Source organism: Sulfuricurvum sp. (assembly GCF_028712165.1).
Lineage (GTDB): Bacteria > Campylobacterota > Campylobacteria > Campylobacterales > Sulfurimonadaceae > Sulfuricurvum.
The window spans coordinates 18252-34118 of sequence record NZ_JAQTQR010000026.1 but is presented as its reverse complement, the minus strand read 5'-3'; the positions used below and the strand labels follow the sequence as shown (position 1 = coordinate 34118).

Sequence of the window (15867 nt, the reverse complement as noted above, 5' to 3'; positions counted from 1 at the left end):
ACCCATATACCCAGTTCTTCAAGAGTGAGGACTGATGCCGTCGGATTGTTCGGGAAGTTCAAAATCACGAGATCGCATTCCGCTAACTCTGTCTCGTTGATGATCGGTTTGAATCCATTTGCTTCGGTCAGATTCAGATGAATAACTTTAGCACGCGACGCGATGGCCGCACCCTCGTAAATCTGATAAAACGGATTTGTATAGGCCATCACCGCATTGGGTTTATCGAACAGATAATATTGTGGAAAATTAAAAAGCACTTCCCGTGTCCCGAAACTGCTGATCAATTCATTGGGTTTGAGCTTGACACCAAAACGGCTCTCTACAAAACCGCGCATCGAGTCGTTTAGATATGTTTCTCCTGCCGTTTTCGGGTAACGGCGAAGCTCTTCGGAATGCTTTGCTAATGATTTTTGGATAAATGCAGGGGTCTCAAACTGCGGTTCACCGATGGTCAATGCGATAGGTGAATATGCAAGATTCGGGGTGATCCCCTCTAAAAGTTGAGTCAGTTTTTCAAATGGATACGGTTCAAAATGCAAAGGACAGTCTTTGTAATGGAATTAAGAGATATATTATAGCGTTGTGAGGCTGTATTTTATTTTATCTCTATCGGCACTCTTAATGTATTGAAATAACGCGCGGTCCACATTCCAAAGCGTAATCCGAAATATGTGACAACTCCGAGAATCAAAACTTTAGAAAAGAAAAACACACCAAAGAGAAAAAGTGTTTTACCGACTGGAAAAGCCAATACAGGCAATATTGCCCCCATGGTTATTAAACGGGTCATAAAAAATATATTTTCTTTCTTCCAATATCCCATTATCAATGCAAATGGAAATAATGCCACCATTGCTCCAACGAGAAAATTAAGGCTTTCAAAAGTCAATAAGACGGCAAGCTTTGAATAATAAGTCGAAGCATTCATCATTAGTTGTTTTTCTATAGTATGAAAATCCACCAACATAGCATTTAATGTTATTAGCACAAAACCAAGTCCTATAGAGATCACAATCAGAGTAAGCTGAAAATGCCATGACCGTTGCGATTGTTCATAAAATTGTTCTCCATTCATCGAAGCGAACCATTCATCTGATGGTTTCATAAACGTCATAAATACGGATAGTACAAGCGCTCCTGTTCCGACCAAGGCATACACATATTTAAAACTAAATCGCCAATGATACTCAGGTGAAATCATCCATATTCCAGTAAGCCATATGAGCAACGGTAAAAAGAGCATAAAATATAAAAATAAAAGATTTTTGCCCCATTTTCTTCCTTGCCAAATCGCAAAAATAGAAATCATTATTGCAGCAGCACCAATAAATGAAACAGGCTTCATCCTACCTTCAGACATAGCATAAATATTACCTATAATGGTGAAAAATACTAAAATTCCTACTGCCCATTTAATCGTCCACGGTCTCTTAGGTATAGTAATCTCTTGATTCAAAATTATTTTCCGTTATTATTTAGTTTTTTAAACTAGATATTATAACAACTCAATACGCAATAACTTCTTTTTTATCTTTAGGCATCCGATCTTCACTCCCGTCCACCATGTGCTCAAAATCTTTGATCGTGTGTTTGCTAATTACCATATAGCGACCCTCAGCCATTATGTTAGCACTCGAAGCAGCATGACGACGATCAATTGTAAACGCCATTTCATAGCCTGCTTTTTTAGCATCAACGAGCAATGCATCATCGTAAATACCGAATACCCATGCGAGATATTTGATCGGATGGCCCATCTTCTCTTCGAGTTTTTTCTTCGCACCGCCGAGCTGTTTATCGACAAACTTGGCATACTCTTCGGGTGAGAGGTTTTTCTTTTCATGTTTGAAATTCGGATGCCAGTATGTATGGGACTCCACATGGAAAAGTTTTGTCGATTCGAGTTCATGCAGCTGATCCCACGTCATCGCATATTTGGCATTGGAAATAGCACTCGGATAGATAAACAGTGTCACCGGAATTTTGTATTTTCTGACGATCGGAGCCAAATCGGTATAAACGCTCTTATGCCCGTCATCGACCGTGATAACAACCGATTTTGCAGGGATCGCTTTAACCTTTCCTTCCAGATATGCAGCTGCCGTATCAAGAGGGATAACCGTATAACCGTTTGTTTTAAGCCACTCCATCTGCTCGCTAAATGCGGAAGTTTTAATCGTCATAGAATCGACAACCTCAGTACCAAAACGGTGATAGCACAGAATAGGGACTTTCTTATCGATCGTAACACCCCATAACCCGCTGATAAATACCATCCAAACCAACACAAAACGAAACATACAAACCACCCTAAAAAAATTGCTCGGATTATAACGCATTGAATCGAAAGTCATGCATTCATATTATTAACAAATTTCTCTTGACATATCAGTCTCGTTATCCTACAATTCGCACAATTAGTTGTATATGCAACTATTCAGGAGTTTATTTATGAATCGATGCGAATGCCCTACTGAAGAGTCGCTGGGATGTCTAACTAATCTCTCCGCTATGGCCGCACGAAACTATCTCTCTCGTCAACTCGCTCTTCACGGAATCGATATGACGATCGAGCAGTTCAAAGTGATGGTCGTTTTATGGAAAGAAGGAAGTTCAACCCAACAAAATATTGCCGATTTCGTCGGCAAAGACAAAACCAGTGTCACACGTCTAATCGCAGGTTTGGAAAAACGTTCACTTATACAAAGAGCGACCGATTGTCAGGATAAGCGATGCAATCTCGTCACTCTGACCCCCCAGGGAATCGATCTTGAAAAACCGACGATGGATGTTTTAGCTCAAGCAACATGCGATCTCCATCGAGGAATCGATCCGGAAGAACTCGCCATCACTCTGCGTGTCTTAAAACAAATGTGCCTAACACTAAACTACACTACAAAGGAATCCGAATGAATCGCATCTCTTCTCTTGCCCTATCATCTGTTTTATTGCTCGCATTAAGCGGATGTGAACGTCCCAAAGCAGCCGGAATGGATAAACCGCCGGAAGGTCCGGTCCCAGTAACCGCAACCGAAGTCAAAACAGGCAATTTTCCTGCTGTTTTACAAGCAACCGGACAAACACAGGCGTTTAATACCGTACAAATTTTTGCACGGGTAAACGGCTATCTCCAAAAACGTGCATATACAGAAGGGTCCTTTGTCAAAAAAGGGGAAACTTTATTTGTTATCGATCCGAGTGACTTGAAAAACTCCCTTGATAGTGCCAAAGCAGCCTATGAGCTCGCATCCGCCAACTATACCAATGCGAAAGCAGTATTAAACCGTATCAAACCTCTCGCTGATGCAAATGCCGCGAGTCAACAAGATTTGGATACGGCTGTCGCAAATGAGCGAAATACCGCTGCAGCCGTATCCGCGGCAAAAGCCTCACTCGACCAAGCCAAGCTCAATTTCAGCTATACTACCGTCACCTCTCCGATCAGCGGTTTTGTCGATAAATCCAAAATGGATGTCGGTACATACGTAGCTGCGGGAGCAAACGGATTGCTGACAACCGTTTATCAAACCGATCCGATGTACGTCAACTTTACCTTTAGCGAAAACGAAAAAATTGCCCGACAAAATGCGATTGCCAGCGGTAAACTCACCGCTCCTAAAGACGGAAAATACGAAATCGAATTGACCCTCAGCGACGGAACAACATTAGCCCGTAAAGGTTCAATCAATTTCATTGCACCGTTCATTGATTCAACTACCGGAAATATCACGTATCGTGCCGTGATTGACAACAGCGACCATAAACTTCTACCTGGACAATTTGTTCATGTAAAAGTGAAAGGAATGGAATGGAATAACGCCTTGTACATTCCTCAAAAAACACTTCTCACCGGTCCGCAAGGGAAATTTGTCTACGGAATTGAAGCAAACAACACTGTAACTCCAAAACCGGTTGTTGCTGGAGAATGGGTAGGCGAAAACATTCTTATAGAGAGCGGGGTCAATGCAGGAGACAAAATTGCGGCAGACGGACTTCCTAAACTCAAACCGGGAGCGGAAGTGATTCCGAATACGAAATAATTATGTTTAGTAAATATTTTATCAACCGCCCTATTCTATCGGCTGTTATTGCGATGATTATCATGCTGCTAGGATTTGTAGCGATTAAAACGCTACCTATCTCACAGCTGCCGAATCTAACACCCCCTACCGTTGTCGTTACGGCACAGTATCCGGGTGCTGACGCACAAACCATTGCGAACAATATTCTCACCCCGCTGGAGTCTCAAATCTCTGGTGCAGATGGTTTAATGTATATGTCTTCGAAAGCAGCAGCCCTTCCTGGAACTGCCACAATTACCTGTACATTCAATATCGGTGTCAACCAAGACCTGGCAGCCGTCGATGTCCAAAACCGAATCAACTCTGTAATCGCACAACTTCCCCAAACGACTCGTGATTTAGGAGTAACCGTCCAGAAAAAAACATCTGATATTTTGTTATTGGTTGCAATCACGTCACCGGATGGAAGCTATGATTCAACCCAAATCAGTAACTATATTTCGGCTAACCTCATCGATGAGATCAAAAAAATCCCCGGAGCAGGACGTTCACAGATTTTCGGGCAGCGTGATTATGCGATGCGTGTCTGGCTCAATCCTGACAAAATGGCATCTTTAGGGGTAAGTACTTCTGAAATTGCTGCTGCAATCAAGGATCAAAATCTTCAAGTCTCTCCGGGACGTTTGGGACAAGCCCCTACCGATGATGCACAGATGTGGACAATGCAGCTCACTTCAAAAGGGCGTTTCTCAACTCCTGAAGAGTTCCAGAATATCATCGTTCGGGCAAAAGGTGACGGGTCTATGATCCGTTTACGAGACGTTGCCCGTGTTGAACTCGGAAGCCAAAACTATGAATTTTTCGGGCGGGTGAACGGAAAACCTGCAGCGATGATCGGTGTTTTTGCCGATGTCAATGCAAATGCACTCGATACCTCGGCTGCCGTTGCGGCCAAAATGGAAAAGCTCTCCAAAAAGTTTCCTAACGGAATCGCATACGATATCCCTTATGATACGACCGATTTCGTTAAAATCTCGATTGAAGAGGTCCTTTTTACTCTTCTAGCCTCTATTATTTTGGTTAGTATGGTTATTTACCTCTTTCTGCAAAGTTCCCGAGCTGCGATGATCCCGATCATGTCAATCCCGATCGCACTTACAGGAGCCTTTATCGGTATGTATCTGTTGGGATATTCGATCAACACCCTTACCCTTTTCGGGCTGGTTCTTGCCATTGGAATTGTTGTTGATGATGCCATCGTTGTCATTGAAAATATGGAGCGGATACTCCAACACGAAAAACTCTCTCCACGAGAAGCGGCAATCAAAGCGATGGGACAGATTTCAGGTCCCGTCGTCGCAATCGTATTGGTTATGTGTGCCGTCTTTATTCCTGCTACGTTTATGGGCGGGATGACCGGTCAACTCTACAAACAATTCGCAGCAACTATCGCCATTTCCGTTGTTTTCTCAGGGTTCATGGCATTAACGTTTGCCCCTGCTATCGGAGCATTGCTGCTCAAACATCATGAAAAAGAACCTGCAGCCTTTTTCCGTTGGTTTAACCGTGCTTTCGGAAAAATGACCGACAACTATGTCCGTCGTTCCGGCTTCATGATCCGTAAATCGTTGATATTTTTAGTCATCTACCTCTCAACCTACTTTTTTATCGGTTTTTTCCATAAAACACTGCCAACTGCCTTTTTACCGATGGAGGATCAGGGGTATTTTATTACCAGTATTAACCTTCCTGACGGAGCAACGGCCAATCGTACCCTAGAAGTGGTTAAACAGGTAGAAGCGATTTTAGCTCAACAAGAAGGGGTTTCCAAATTTACCGCTATTACCGGAATCAATATCCTCACCTTTTCTCAAGAACCGAATTCTGCCGTTGTCTTTACGCGGCTAAAACCGTGGGATGAACGAACGACCAAAGAACTCAAAGTGTTCGGTATTCTCGGATCATTGGGGCCGAAATACGGCAGTATCAAAGAGGCAAAAGTATTTGCGATGCCGCCGCCGCCTATCCGAGGTATGGGACCGTCAGATATGTTCGTTATGCGATTGTTACAGCCGGGTAGCAATGATTTTAAAAAACTTGCCGAAGCAACGAATGATTTTGTCGGTAACTTGCGTAACGACCCAAGTATCAAAAATCCGATCACAACGATGAACATTAATACTCCGACACTATCAATTGAAGTGAATCGTGAAAAAGCTAAAATGATGGGGCTCTCTATCAGTGATGTGTACCAAACACTTCAATCAACGATCGGGGCGATGTACGTTAACCAATTTGACAAAAACGGTAAAACCTACTGGGTACAAATGCAAGCGGATTCGCCTTATAGAGCAACGCCTGAAGACATCGGACGTGCATGGGTTCGTTCTTCTAGCGGTCAGCTTGTACCGCTCTCATCGGTTGTTACGGCCAAAATGTCCAGTGCACCTTCATCCATTGAGCATTTTAACGGTGTTCTCTGTACTACCGTTATGGGTTCTCCTGCTCCAGGATACAGTTCAGGCGATATCATCAAGATTTTGGAAAATAAAGGGGACACCATACTCCCTTCTAGCATGAGCTACGATTGGGAAGGGTTATATCTCCAAGAGAAACTCGTCGGTTCAAAAGCATTAATGATTATGGCATTTGCATTGGTTATGGTTTATTTAATCCTTGCGGCACTGTATGAGAGATGGACATTGCCTATCTCTATTATGCTTGCCGTACCGTATGGTATTATGGGGGCTTATACGGTAGTATGGCTTATTCCGTTTCTTAACAACAACGTCTTTTTCCAAATTGGGTTACTCACCCTTATTGCTCTCTCAGCCAAAAATGCGATTTTGGTCGTCGAGTTTGCTGAAGAACAGCGCCATATGGGTAAAAGTATCTACGATTCGGCAATGGAAGCGGCACGTCTTCGTTATCGTCCTATGATGATGACCTCGTTTGCTTTCTTAGCGGGGATGCTTCCACTGATTTTCAGTTCAGGTGCCGGAGCAGCCGGACGTTTCTCGATAGGGATAGCCATGTTTGGCGGTATGCTGGCGGCAACCTTTATCGAGCGTTATTTCATCCCTTTCTTGTATTATTGGGTTTCAACCATCAAAGAAAAAATTGCCCCGGACAAAGGAGTCATTCATGAATAGAATATCCCTCTCACTCATCCTCGCAGGACTACTAGGAGGATGTGCAATCGGTCCCGATTACGAACGTCCTGAAGTGAATGCTCCCGAAACATTTATCTATAACGATGTTAACAAAACAGCTATGAGTACGATCGATACACAGTGGTGGAAACAGTTTAATGATCCCGTTTTGACACAGTCTGTAGAAAATGCCCTCATATCAAATTATGACATCCAGGCTTCCCAAGCCTCTGTAGATGCAATTTTAGGAAAATTCGATCAAGCGAAATCGTATCTATACCCACAAATCAACGCAAACGGATCATTAGACCGAAAGTCGGTAGATAATGCCTCTAGCGGTGGCTATCAACTTCGTGAAGGGATTACATCTACCTACGCATCTTCTCTTTCGTTAGTTAGCTATGAAATTGATTTGTTCGGTAAAGTACGCCGTGCGAACGAAGCGGCACGTGCAACACTCCTCTCCACTGAATATGCTTCGCAAACGCTTAAAATCTCCATAGCATCGAATGTAGCGGCATCGTATATCAAACTCTCCTCCATCCAAGGACAAATTGATTTGGCACGTGAAAATCTTTCTGTTACGCAGGAGATTGCAAACCTCAATGAGTTTAAGTACAAACACGGTGTTATTGCAGAGAGTGTTTTACTCCAATCTCTCTCGGAAGTGGAAAACGCTAAAGCAACGCTCTCCCAGCTTGAAGCCGCTAAAATATCTGAAGAATCAAACTTTAATCTCTTATTGGGACGCAATCCGTCAAGAGTTACCGTATCAGACATAAATACAATCCTCCTGCCTGACGTCCCGGCATCTTTACCTTCCGATATTTTGAACAAACGTCCGGATATTGCATCAGCAGAACAAAACCTAGTTGCGGCAAATGCTCAAATCGGTGTTGCACGCGCCGCATACTTCCCAAGTATCAAACTAACAGGTATGTTAGGGGTTCAAAGTATGGAACTGAGCAACTTTGTCTCCAATCCAGCAAAGATATGGGAACTAACACCGTCGATCAGTATCCCTATTTTCTCTGCAGGCTTGATTTCAGGACAAATCAAAACCGCAGAAGCCGATCGGAACCAGACCCTTGCCATCTATAAGAAAACCATAGTAAGTGCTTTTAACGATACGGATAATGCTATCGGACAAACCGCCAAAGCTAAAGAGCAAATTACCTATCAAACGGCACGCACTGCAGCAATCCAAAAAGCACTGATGCAGAGTAAACTACGCTATAAAGTCGGCACGATCGCCTACAGTGATATGCTCCTTGTCCAACAACAATGGCTGCAAGCTTCTCAACAGCTGCTCATTGCCAAACAAAATGCACTTACTTCGACCATTGCACTTTATAAAGCATTGGGAGGGGGATGGAATCAGGATCAAATACCTCCCTTACCCAATCTTCTTCCTGCGGGGCGCTAAAACATTTTACCCGATCCTCAGCACTGCTGCTTTTTTGCAGCAGTAGCATGGCATTAAATTTAGAACAAATCCAGTAAAAAAATCATAAAACAGTCTTATTACTCTATCCCAAATGCCTCTAAAAAGACAACGGTTGGTAAACAGACTCTAAAATCTGCAAAAAAATCAAAAAAATGTTTCTTTTAAAGTCGATATCTACCCCTTTTTTTGGCCTAAAATTAGAAAAAAACAATCCGCTCAAAGTGCCTATTTTGGGGACTTTGAAAAAAGATTTTAAAAATTTGCAAAAACCCCTTGACAAGAACGGGGTGAGTAGTGGTATACTTCCGCCATATTTTTTAAGGAGCCTTACATGATGAAAATCGTATCTGCACTACTTTTAGCTGCAATGTTTATCGGATGCAGCGAGTCTGCTAAAACTGAAGAAGCTGCTGCACCAGTAGCTGAAGCTGCTATGCCTGCTGAAGAAGCTACTGCACCTGCTGCTGATGCAAACGCTGAAGCTGCTATGCCTGCTGAAGAAGCTGCACCTGCTGCTGACGCTGCTGCACCTGCTGCAGAAGCTGCACCTGCTAAATAAGTTTTCCTTAGCAAGTTGTTTCGCACTCCGGTGCGAAACTTTTTACCCTCTTTTTTCTTCTCTTAAAACAAAATCAAACTAACTTATCGTAAACTATCCTAAACAATTTTAGGAGTACTCTTAATGAAATACATTCTACCTCTTATTTCTTCGCTTCTTATCCTCGGATGCAGTGATTCTACACCCGCAAAAGCCCCTGAAGCGTCCCAACAAATAACAACTCAGTCCACTTCTCCCGCGTTGGAAGCCAATGAAAGCTCAACAGAAGCAGCATCTGCTCCAGAACCTGTTGCAGCAGCTACCCCTGCTCCTGCAGCACCTGCACCAACGCCAGCCCCTGTATCTACAGTAACACCTGCCGCAACGGCTTCAATTGACGGTGGAACATTGTTTGGACAAAAATGCAGTGCGTGTCATGGAAGTAAGGCGGAAAAATCTGCATTAGGAAAATCACAAATTATTGCCGGCTGGAAAGAGGACCAAGTCAAAAATGCTCTCAAAGGATACCAAGACGGTAGTTATGGTAAAGAGATGAAAGCAGTTATGCAAGGACAGGCCAAAGCTCTGAGCGATGCACAGATAGATGCACTCGCTAAATACATTTCAACCCTTTAAATTTGACTTTTCGGTAACGCAAATTTTTGCGTTACCAGCTCACCTTCTCCATTAAAAAAGAGATAATACAGGGTATCTTTTTTAACCGACAAACCTGCCAAGTATCGTAAAGCTAAATTCGCTTGAAGCGAAGCAATATGCATAACAATCGGAGCAGCAATCCCTGCAGGTGTTTTTTGCGTTATTTTAAAAAGTTCATTAAACGATGCCTCTTCAAAAAAGCAGACTTGCCCGTTAAATGCTTCGACCGATCCGTATACCCATGGCAATCCTTTAGACTTAGCATACATATTGATCGCACCGCGTGAGGGGAGATTATCCGTCGCATCGATTATAAGGTCAACCTCTATATTTTTTTGAACAAATTCATCAAAATTACATACATGCGCATTGGCCTCGACATAGGGACAACGTTCTTTTATCAGTGTTGCACATACCTCTGCTTTGTATTTTCCCTCATCCCCCATTTTGAACGCAATCTGCCGATGGATATTGTGCAGACTGACTTCATCAAAATCCACCATATGGATCTCACCGATACCGGATGAGCCCAAAGCAAATGCCAAAGAGCTCCCTAATCCTCCACTACCTATTATGGCAATTCGTTTACTCTGAAGAGATTTTTGTGTCTCTTCGCCCCATAACTGAACCTGACGGTGAAAATAATGCATCATATGTTTCTCCTATAACTGTCGTCGTGAATTGGTAAGGCTTGCTCTTCTTCTCCGATAAGAAAAATAATAAAACGGGCACCGCCCGGAATATTTTCGACTGAAATCTTCCCTCCGAAACTCTCTTCAATGATATATCTTGACATATGCAATCCCAAACCGGTACCCTTATCCGGATCTTTTGTCGTAAAATAGATATCGAAAATTTTCTCCATAACATTTGGAGATATCCCTCCGGCATTGTCTTCAACGCTTATTTTAACCCCTGTTCCTGCATCCTCAACATTAATAGTGACTTTTCCATTGCTTATCCGCTGTTCAACAATTGCATCATGAGCATTTTTTATCAGATTCATCAATACCTGAACCATCTCATTTTTAGCAATATTCACTTTATTGACTGCAGAGACATTTAATTCCGTCTTTATCTTTGCATATTTTAAAAAAACATCACTCAGACGCAGTGCATCAACAGCCAGTTCTCCTAAATCTTCAAGCGATTTAGATTTATCTGTTTTATAAAAATTGCGAAAGTCATCAATTGTTTTGGAAAGATATTGGAGATGCTCGTCTATCCTGCTATGACTTTGTTCAAAACACTCGTTATCGCATTTTCCGAGTTTATGGTTAATATACATATCTTGGTTGATCAATGCCAGCGTATGGAGAGGCTGCCGCCACTGATGGGCAATTTGCTCAATCATTTCCCCCATAGCCGCAAGTCTGGACTGCTGTACAAAAAGACGGTCTTTCATCCGCGCTTCGTTCAGCGCATGGTCAACTTTTTCCGTTAGCGTGTCATTCAGACGATTAAGCTTGCCGATATATTCACGCTGCAAAAGATAAACTCGATCGGCCAATGCCAAAGAGAGAAAAATCATCTCAATCGCTGAACCAATCTGCTGCACATGATTCACTCCGTAAAAAGTAGGGATAAGATCAAATTTATTAAACGCAAAAATAACAGTTGCAATTAAAAAAGAGCTCCATCCCGCAACATAAAAGCGTGCCGCTCTGTGTTCATGCCGCATAACAACCATTCCCGCGATCAATAAAACGATCGGGATAAACGATGCTAATGCAGCATTAATCGGAATAACATCACCATAAGGAAAAATTGCGGATGCGACTGACATGACCAAACTAATTAGCATCACCAAAAGAATCGCTTTGTCTATTTTAGGTGCATAGAGTGCAGTGTTTAAAAAGTGACGGCTAAAATAGAGGGCACAGAAAGCTGTAAAGGCTATTAATGCACTCGATCCATGCTCAATCAACCATCTATCATCTCCCCAAAAATATTTGATCCCAAGCCCGTCAAAAGAGAGCTGCCACAGGATAAACGAGGTAATAAATAGAATATACCTCAGATAATCACGGTCACGTGTATAAATATACAAAACAATGTTATACAACAGGACAATAAAAAAGATTCCATAGTATCCGCCCACAAACAGATTATTCTGTTCGGTTTCTTCAAGTAATTGTTCCGATGAAAGGATTGCAAGCGGAAGCTGCATCGAACTTTGTGTTTTCACCCGTATCAACAGGGTGGCATCTTTAATATTTTGGAGAGGGAGTTCGGAAATAAAATTATGGGATGCTATTTCACGCGAAGAAAAGGGCTGCGATGTTCCCATCCGTTTACATGTAATCACACGCTGATCAGGACCGATCAGATAAATATCGATTAATTCCAGTAATGGATAATCAATCTTGAGCCACCAATGGGTATCACTTTGAGATGATGCATTTTGAAGATCTATTTTAAACCAATAAACCAACTTCGTGAATCCAAAGTTTAGACTCCGTTCTTGAGTATACGGAGTAAAAGAGAGTTTTTGTACTTGTTGATAGGTCAGGTTGCCCTTCGTATCCTCCAAGTATGAAATAGATTTCTCAATCGGAGACTGAAGAGCGTTTTGCAATACATGTATGGAAGCTTGGAGACTGAGTGTAAAAACTATAAAGAGGAAGATTAGCTTTTTCAACCTATTTCCGCTTCCGTAACGCCTCTTTAAATCCCCAACCTTTTCGCGATTCAGTAAGACTTTTACGATCCAAATCCATAATCAACAACTCTTCAGTATTGCCAAGATCCGCTTCAATCTCCCCATCAGGAGAGACGACCATCGAATCGCCGTAGAATTTCCATGCGTGTTTCTCATCAAAATATTCTCCGACACGATTCGCACGAAGAATATAACAGTTATGCGTGAAAGCCCTCATTTTAATCAGCTCACGCCATCGGTTATGCGACTCAAACGTCGAAGCGCTAGGAATCAATACCGCATCAACCGCTTTAGCGCTTACCGCTTCCCACAATGGGTCAAAATGGGTCTCAAATCCTCCCATAACGGCAAATTTGAACCCTTCACACGCAAATATCATCGGTGGCTTTACTGCTTCTATCGGATTATTGAAAAACTTCTCTTCATTCCAATGAGGATAATTAATCAAAAACTGTTGCGGATAATACATAACACTGCGTCCGTTAATCTTTGCAATCATCTTTGTACACTCTTTTTTCTTGACCGTAATGATAGGTGCAACAAAAGTAAGATCGTATTTCAGCGCTAATGATTTAAGGATTTCGACTTGGTGTGCACTTTGCTCCGCGATCATAGAGACAGGTGTTTGAACCAGTTCTTTAAAAAAAGGGTTCAGAAGATATTCCCCCATCAAAACAAGCTTGACCCCTTTTTGATGGGCGACACGAGCATAGTTTTCTAACTTATTGCTTCCCATTCCGATAGAAGGGAGCTGGAGTATTGCGACACGCATTATTGCTCCTGATTTTTTATGATTTGGATCTGTAACTGCGCGTCTTGGAGCATTTTTTCAGCGACTCGGAGTTCTTTCATCCCCTCTTCATACGCCTTTACACTCTCATTCATCGGCAAAGCAGGATCCATTAATTTTTCCAAAATCGCTTTGGCATTTGTAATTTTTGTTTCAAAACTCTCTTCTACACTCATAGTGCCTCCCGAACGTATTGCTCTATTTTATCAATTTCTACTAAAAAAGCATCATGACCGTAATCACTCTCAACTTCGAGATAGTCACTGTTTGTTTTTCCCAATGTCTGCATGATAGTATGAATATTCTCCATCTCGGAGGGGAGGAACAGAATATCTTTTTCAAATCCGACCAAATAAAGCTCGGCATTGATTTTTCCTAACGCCTCTTCGAGTGAATCAAACCCTCGTGAAAGATCGTAAATATTGATCGCTTTGGTAATATAAAGATACGAGAGAGGGTCAAACCATTTCGTAAAATTGTAGCCGTTATACTCCAGATACGATTCGACCTGAAACTTACCGAATAATTCAAATAAACCGTCCGTCCGTTTGTATTCACGCCCGAATTTTTTCGCCATAGATTGATGCGATAAAAAACTGATATGCCCGGCCATACGACCGATTGCCATACCGCTTAGACCGTTTTCACGGATGACTTCCGGATCATAATAGCCGTTTTTAAACTCGGGATCTTTGAGTATCGCTTCTTGTGCTACTTTATTAAATGCGATAGCCCACGGTTGTGTCGCCGCCGTCGTTGCCATAGCAATGATCTTTTTCGCAAAATTCGGAAAAAAGACTCCGAAGGCTAACGCCTGCATTCCTCCCATTGATCCGCCGATTATTGCATGGACCTGATGAATTCCCAAACGGTCAAACAGAATCCGCTGAGCTTTAATCATATCTAAAATCGTCACAACCGGAAATTTATAGCGATACGGTTCATTATACGGATAGCGAAGAGACATTGGTCCGGTTGAGCCGAAACAGCTTCCTATGACGTTGGTGCAGATCACGAAAAATTTGTCAGTATCGACCGCTTTTCCCTGACCGATGAGTCCATCCCACCAACCGCTTTTATTATCCCCCTCATACGTACCGGCCGCATGATGCGAACCTGTAAGGGCATGGCAAATTACAATCACATTATCTTTTGCTTCATTGAGCTCTCCGTACGTCTCATAAATGATATCGTACGGTTCTAAGATACGTCCGCTCTCCAAATAGAGCGGATTAGTAAAATGTTCAGTGTGAATTTGCAAATTTAACATAATACCCTTTACGCGTCGAACGCCGCTTTCAAATCAGTAATCAGATCTTCATTCGCTTCCAAACCGATACTAAGACGAATAAGTCCTGAAGGGACACCGCATGCAATTAATTCCTCGTTAGAGAGCTGCTGATGGGTCGTTGATGCCGGATGGGTAATAATCGATTTTGAATCACCGATATTTACTACGAGAGAAAAAAGTTTCGTAGCATCTACAATTTTTTTCGCTTCTTCAAAACTCTCGACTTCAAAACTCAAAAGTCCGCTCGACATCCCATTTTGAAAATAACGTTGAGCATTAGCATAATTGCTGTTGCTTTTAAGTCCCGGATAGTTCACTTTTTTTACTTTTGGGTGAGACTCTAAAAACTCGGCAACCACTTGCGCATTGCGAGAATGTTCACGCATACGAAGCGATAATGTTTCAATTCCTTGGATAAAGAGCCATGAGTTAAACGGGGATACAACGGCACCCAAATCACGCAACAGTGATAATCGGGCACGCAACGTAAACAGCGGCAAAGGCACATCCACATAGACCAGTCCGTGATAACTTTCATCGGCTTCGTTAAATTGCGGATAGCGTGGATTTGAACGAATCATATCGACTAATCCGGTACGTTCAACCATGATTCCGCCGATAGCAAGTCCTTGTCCGGTTGTGTATTTGCTTGCACTGTGAACGACAACATCTACTCCGTATTCGAACGGTCGGCACAGAACCGGGGTAGCTACAGTATTATCGACAATAGTCAAGATTCCGTATTTTTTTGCAATAGATGTAATTGCAGTAAAATCAGGTACATCAATACTCGGATTCGTCAAACTTTCGAAAAAGATAACTTTGGTTTTATCATCCACCAAGGCTTCAATCTCTTCGGGATTATGCGCATTAAAATAGCGTGCTTCAATGCCAAATCGTTTTAATGTATATGATGCTTGTGTAATCGTTCCACCGTACACTTGACGAGCACAGATAATATTATCTCCTGCCTCAGCGGCATTAGCGATTGCATAAAAAATAGCTGCCATTCCGCTGGATGTTGCTAAGCCTGCTACTCCACCTTCGAGTGTCGCAAAACGTTTTTCAAACACATCGGTCGTAGGGTTGTTCAGACGGGTATAGATATTACCCAGTTCTTTAAGAGCAAACAAATTTGCCGCATGTTCAACATCTCGAAACTCATACGCGGTTGTTTGATAGATGGGAACCGCCATCGTACTTTGAGAGTCTTTGTCATATCCTGCGTGAAGTGCTTCAGTTTGAAGTTGCATGTTTATCCTTTGTGAATTTTTTGTGCAATTGTATCAACACAGCCCACATTTT

General features: G+C 42.4%; 15 protein-coding genes. 6 read left to right on the top strand and 9 right to left on the bottom strand.

Annotated features, from left to right (window positions below; translation table 11 throughout):
- From PHP90_RS06380 to PHP90_RS06370, 3 genes are all read right to left on the bottom strand, one after another.
- Positions 1-542: aminotransferase class I/II-fold pyridoxal phosphate-dependent enzyme (locus PHP90_RS06380; RefSeq protein ID WP_299927017.1), on the bottom strand; the 542-nt coding region annotated here is incomplete at its 3' end.
- A gap of 56 nt (positions 543-598) precedes the next feature.
- Positions 599-1459 carry a hypothetical protein gene (locus PHP90_RS06375; RefSeq protein ID WP_299927013.1) on the bottom strand — a complete coding sequence of 287 codons (861 nt, stop codon included), beginning with the start codon at positions 1457-1459 and terminating at the stop codon, positions 599-601.
- Between the two features lie 49 nt (positions 1460-1508).
- On the bottom strand, positions 1509-2303 hold the full coding sequence (locus tag PHP90_RS06370) for a polysaccharide deacetylase family protein (protein ID WP_299927010.1): 795 nt from the start codon (positions 2301-2303) through the stop codon (positions 1509-1511).
- Positions 2304-2454: 151 nt separating this feature from the next.
- On the opposite strand from PHP90_RS06370, the gene PHP90_RS06365 reads away from it, so the two are divergent.
- The 6 genes from PHP90_RS06365 (at position 2455) to PHP90_RS06340 (ending at position 9798) form a co-directional block, all read left to right on the top strand.
- A complete protein-coding gene (locus tag PHP90_RS06365) occupies positions 2455-2916 on the top strand; it encodes a MarR family transcriptional regulator (RefSeq protein ID WP_299927007.1) in 462 nt (153 codons plus the stop codon).
- Positions 2913-4043 carry an efflux RND transporter periplasmic adaptor subunit gene (locus PHP90_RS06360; protein ID WP_299927003.1) on the top strand — a complete coding sequence of 377 codons (1131 nt, stop codon included), beginning with the start codon at positions 2913-2915 and terminating at the stop codon, positions 4041-4043. Before PHP90_RS06365 ends, PHP90_RS06360 begins: the two co-directional genes overlap by 4 nt.
- Before the next feature lie 2 nt (positions 4044-4045).
- Positions 4046-7177: a multidrug efflux RND transporter permease subunit gene (locus PHP90_RS06355; RefSeq protein WP_299927000.1), complete on the top strand. Its 3132-nt coding sequence runs from the start codon at positions 4046-4048 to the stop codon at positions 7175-7177.
- On the top strand, positions 7170-8603 hold the full coding sequence (locus PHP90_RS06350) for an efflux transporter outer membrane subunit (RefSeq protein ID WP_299926997.1): 1434 nt from the start codon (positions 7170-7172) through the stop codon (positions 8601-8603). Before PHP90_RS06355 ends, PHP90_RS06350 begins: the two co-directional genes overlap by 8 nt.
- A gap of 355 nt (positions 8604-8958) precedes the next feature.
- Positions 8959-9183: a hypothetical protein gene (locus PHP90_RS06345; RefSeq protein WP_299926994.1), complete on the top strand. Its 225-nt coding sequence runs from the start codon at positions 8959-8961 to the stop codon at positions 9181-9183.
- 123 nt (positions 9184-9306) lie between these two features.
- Entirely contained in the window at positions 9307-9798 is a 492-nt protein-coding gene (locus PHP90_RS06340; RefSeq protein ID WP_299926991.1) for a c-type cytochrome, read from the top strand.
- Here PHP90_RS06340 and PHP90_RS06335 read toward each other — a convergent pair.
- Genes PHP90_RS06335 through PHP90_RS06310 form a run of 6 tightly spaced genes read right to left on the bottom strand, consistent with a single transcriptional unit; the run spans position 9795 to position 15815 of the window.
- Positions 9795-10472, bottom strand: coding sequence for a HesA/MoeB/ThiF family protein (locus PHP90_RS06335; RefSeq protein ID WP_299926988.1), 678 nt, complete (start codon positions 10470-10472; stop codon positions 9795-9797). The genes PHP90_RS06340 and PHP90_RS06335 overlap by 4 nt on opposite strands.
- Positions 10469-12460: a sensor histidine kinase gene (locus tag PHP90_RS06330; RefSeq protein WP_299926985.1), complete on the bottom strand. Its 1992-nt coding sequence runs from the start codon at positions 12458-12460 to the stop codon at positions 10469-10471. The genes PHP90_RS06335 and PHP90_RS06330 overlap by 4 nt, the downstream gene beginning before the upstream one ends.
- Position 12461: 1 nt before the next feature.
- On the bottom strand, positions 12462-13253 hold the full coding sequence (locus PHP90_RS06325) for a carbon-nitrogen hydrolase family protein (RefSeq protein ID WP_299926982.1): 792 nt from the start codon (positions 13251-13253) through the stop codon (positions 12462-12464).
- Positions 13253-13447, bottom strand: coding sequence for an exodeoxyribonuclease VII small subunit (gene xseB, locus PHP90_RS06320; protein ID WP_299926979.1), 195 nt, complete (start codon positions 13445-13447; stop codon positions 13253-13255). Before xseB ends, PHP90_RS06325 begins: the two co-directional genes overlap by 1 nt.
- Complete coding sequence (locus PHP90_RS06315) at positions 13444-14541, bottom strand: homoserine O-acetyltransferase (RefSeq protein WP_299926976.1); 1098 nt, start codon at positions 14539-14541, stop codon at positions 13444-13446. The genes xseB and PHP90_RS06315 overlap by 4 nt, the downstream gene beginning before the upstream one ends.
- Before the next feature lie 8 nt (positions 14542-14549).
- A complete protein-coding gene (locus PHP90_RS06310) occupies positions 14550-15815 on the bottom strand; it encodes an O-acetylhomoserine aminocarboxypropyltransferase/cysteine synthase family protein (protein WP_299926973.1) in 1266 nt (421 codons plus the stop codon).
- Positions 15816-15867 lie beyond the last annotated feature (52 nt).

Coding starts and splice junctions, on each gene's coding strand:
- PHP90_RS06370 (WP_299927010.1), bottom strand. CDS start 2,303: ATGTTTCGTTTTGTGTTGGTTTGGATGGTATTTATCAGCGGGTTATGG.
- PHP90_RS06365 (WP_299927007.1), top strand. CDS start 2,455: ATGAATCGATGCGAATGCCCTACTGAAGAGTCGCTGGGATGTCTAACT.
- PHP90_RS06360 (WP_299927003.1), top strand. CDS start 2,913: ATGAATCGCATCTCTTCTCTTGCCCTATCATCTGTTTTATTGCTCGCA.
- PHP90_RS06355 (WP_299927000.1), top strand. CDS start 4,046: ATGTTTAGTAAATATTTTATCAACCGCCCTATTCTATCGGCTGTTATT.
- PHP90_RS06350 (WP_299926997.1), top strand. CDS start 7,170: ATGAATAGAATATCCCTCTCACTCATCCTCGCAGGACTACTAGGAGGA.
- PHP90_RS06345 (WP_299926994.1), top strand. CDS start 8,959: ATGAAAATCGTATCTGCACTACTTTTAGCTGCAATGTTTATCGGATGC.
- PHP90_RS06340 (WP_299926991.1), top strand. CDS start 9,307: ATGAAATACATTCTACCTCTTATTTCTTCGCTTCTTATCCTCGGATGC.
- PHP90_RS06335 (WP_299926988.1), bottom strand. CDS start 10,472: ATGATGCATTATTTTCACCGTCAGGTTCAGTTATGGGGCGAAGAGACA.
- PHP90_RS06325 (WP_299926982.1), bottom strand. CDS start 13,253: ATGCGTGTCGCAATACTCCAGCTCCCTTCTATCGGAATGGGAAGCAAT.
- xseB (WP_299926979.1), bottom strand. CDS start 13,447: ATGAGTGTAGAAGAGAGTTTTGAAACAAAAATTACAAATGCCAAAGCG.
- PHP90_RS06315 (WP_299926976.1), bottom strand. CDS start 14,541: ATGTTAAATTTGCAAATTCACACTGAACATTTTACTAATCCGCTCTAT.
- PHP90_RS06310 (WP_299926973.1), bottom strand. CDS start 15,815: ATGCAACTTCAAACTGAAGCACTTCACGCAGGATATGACAAAGACTCT.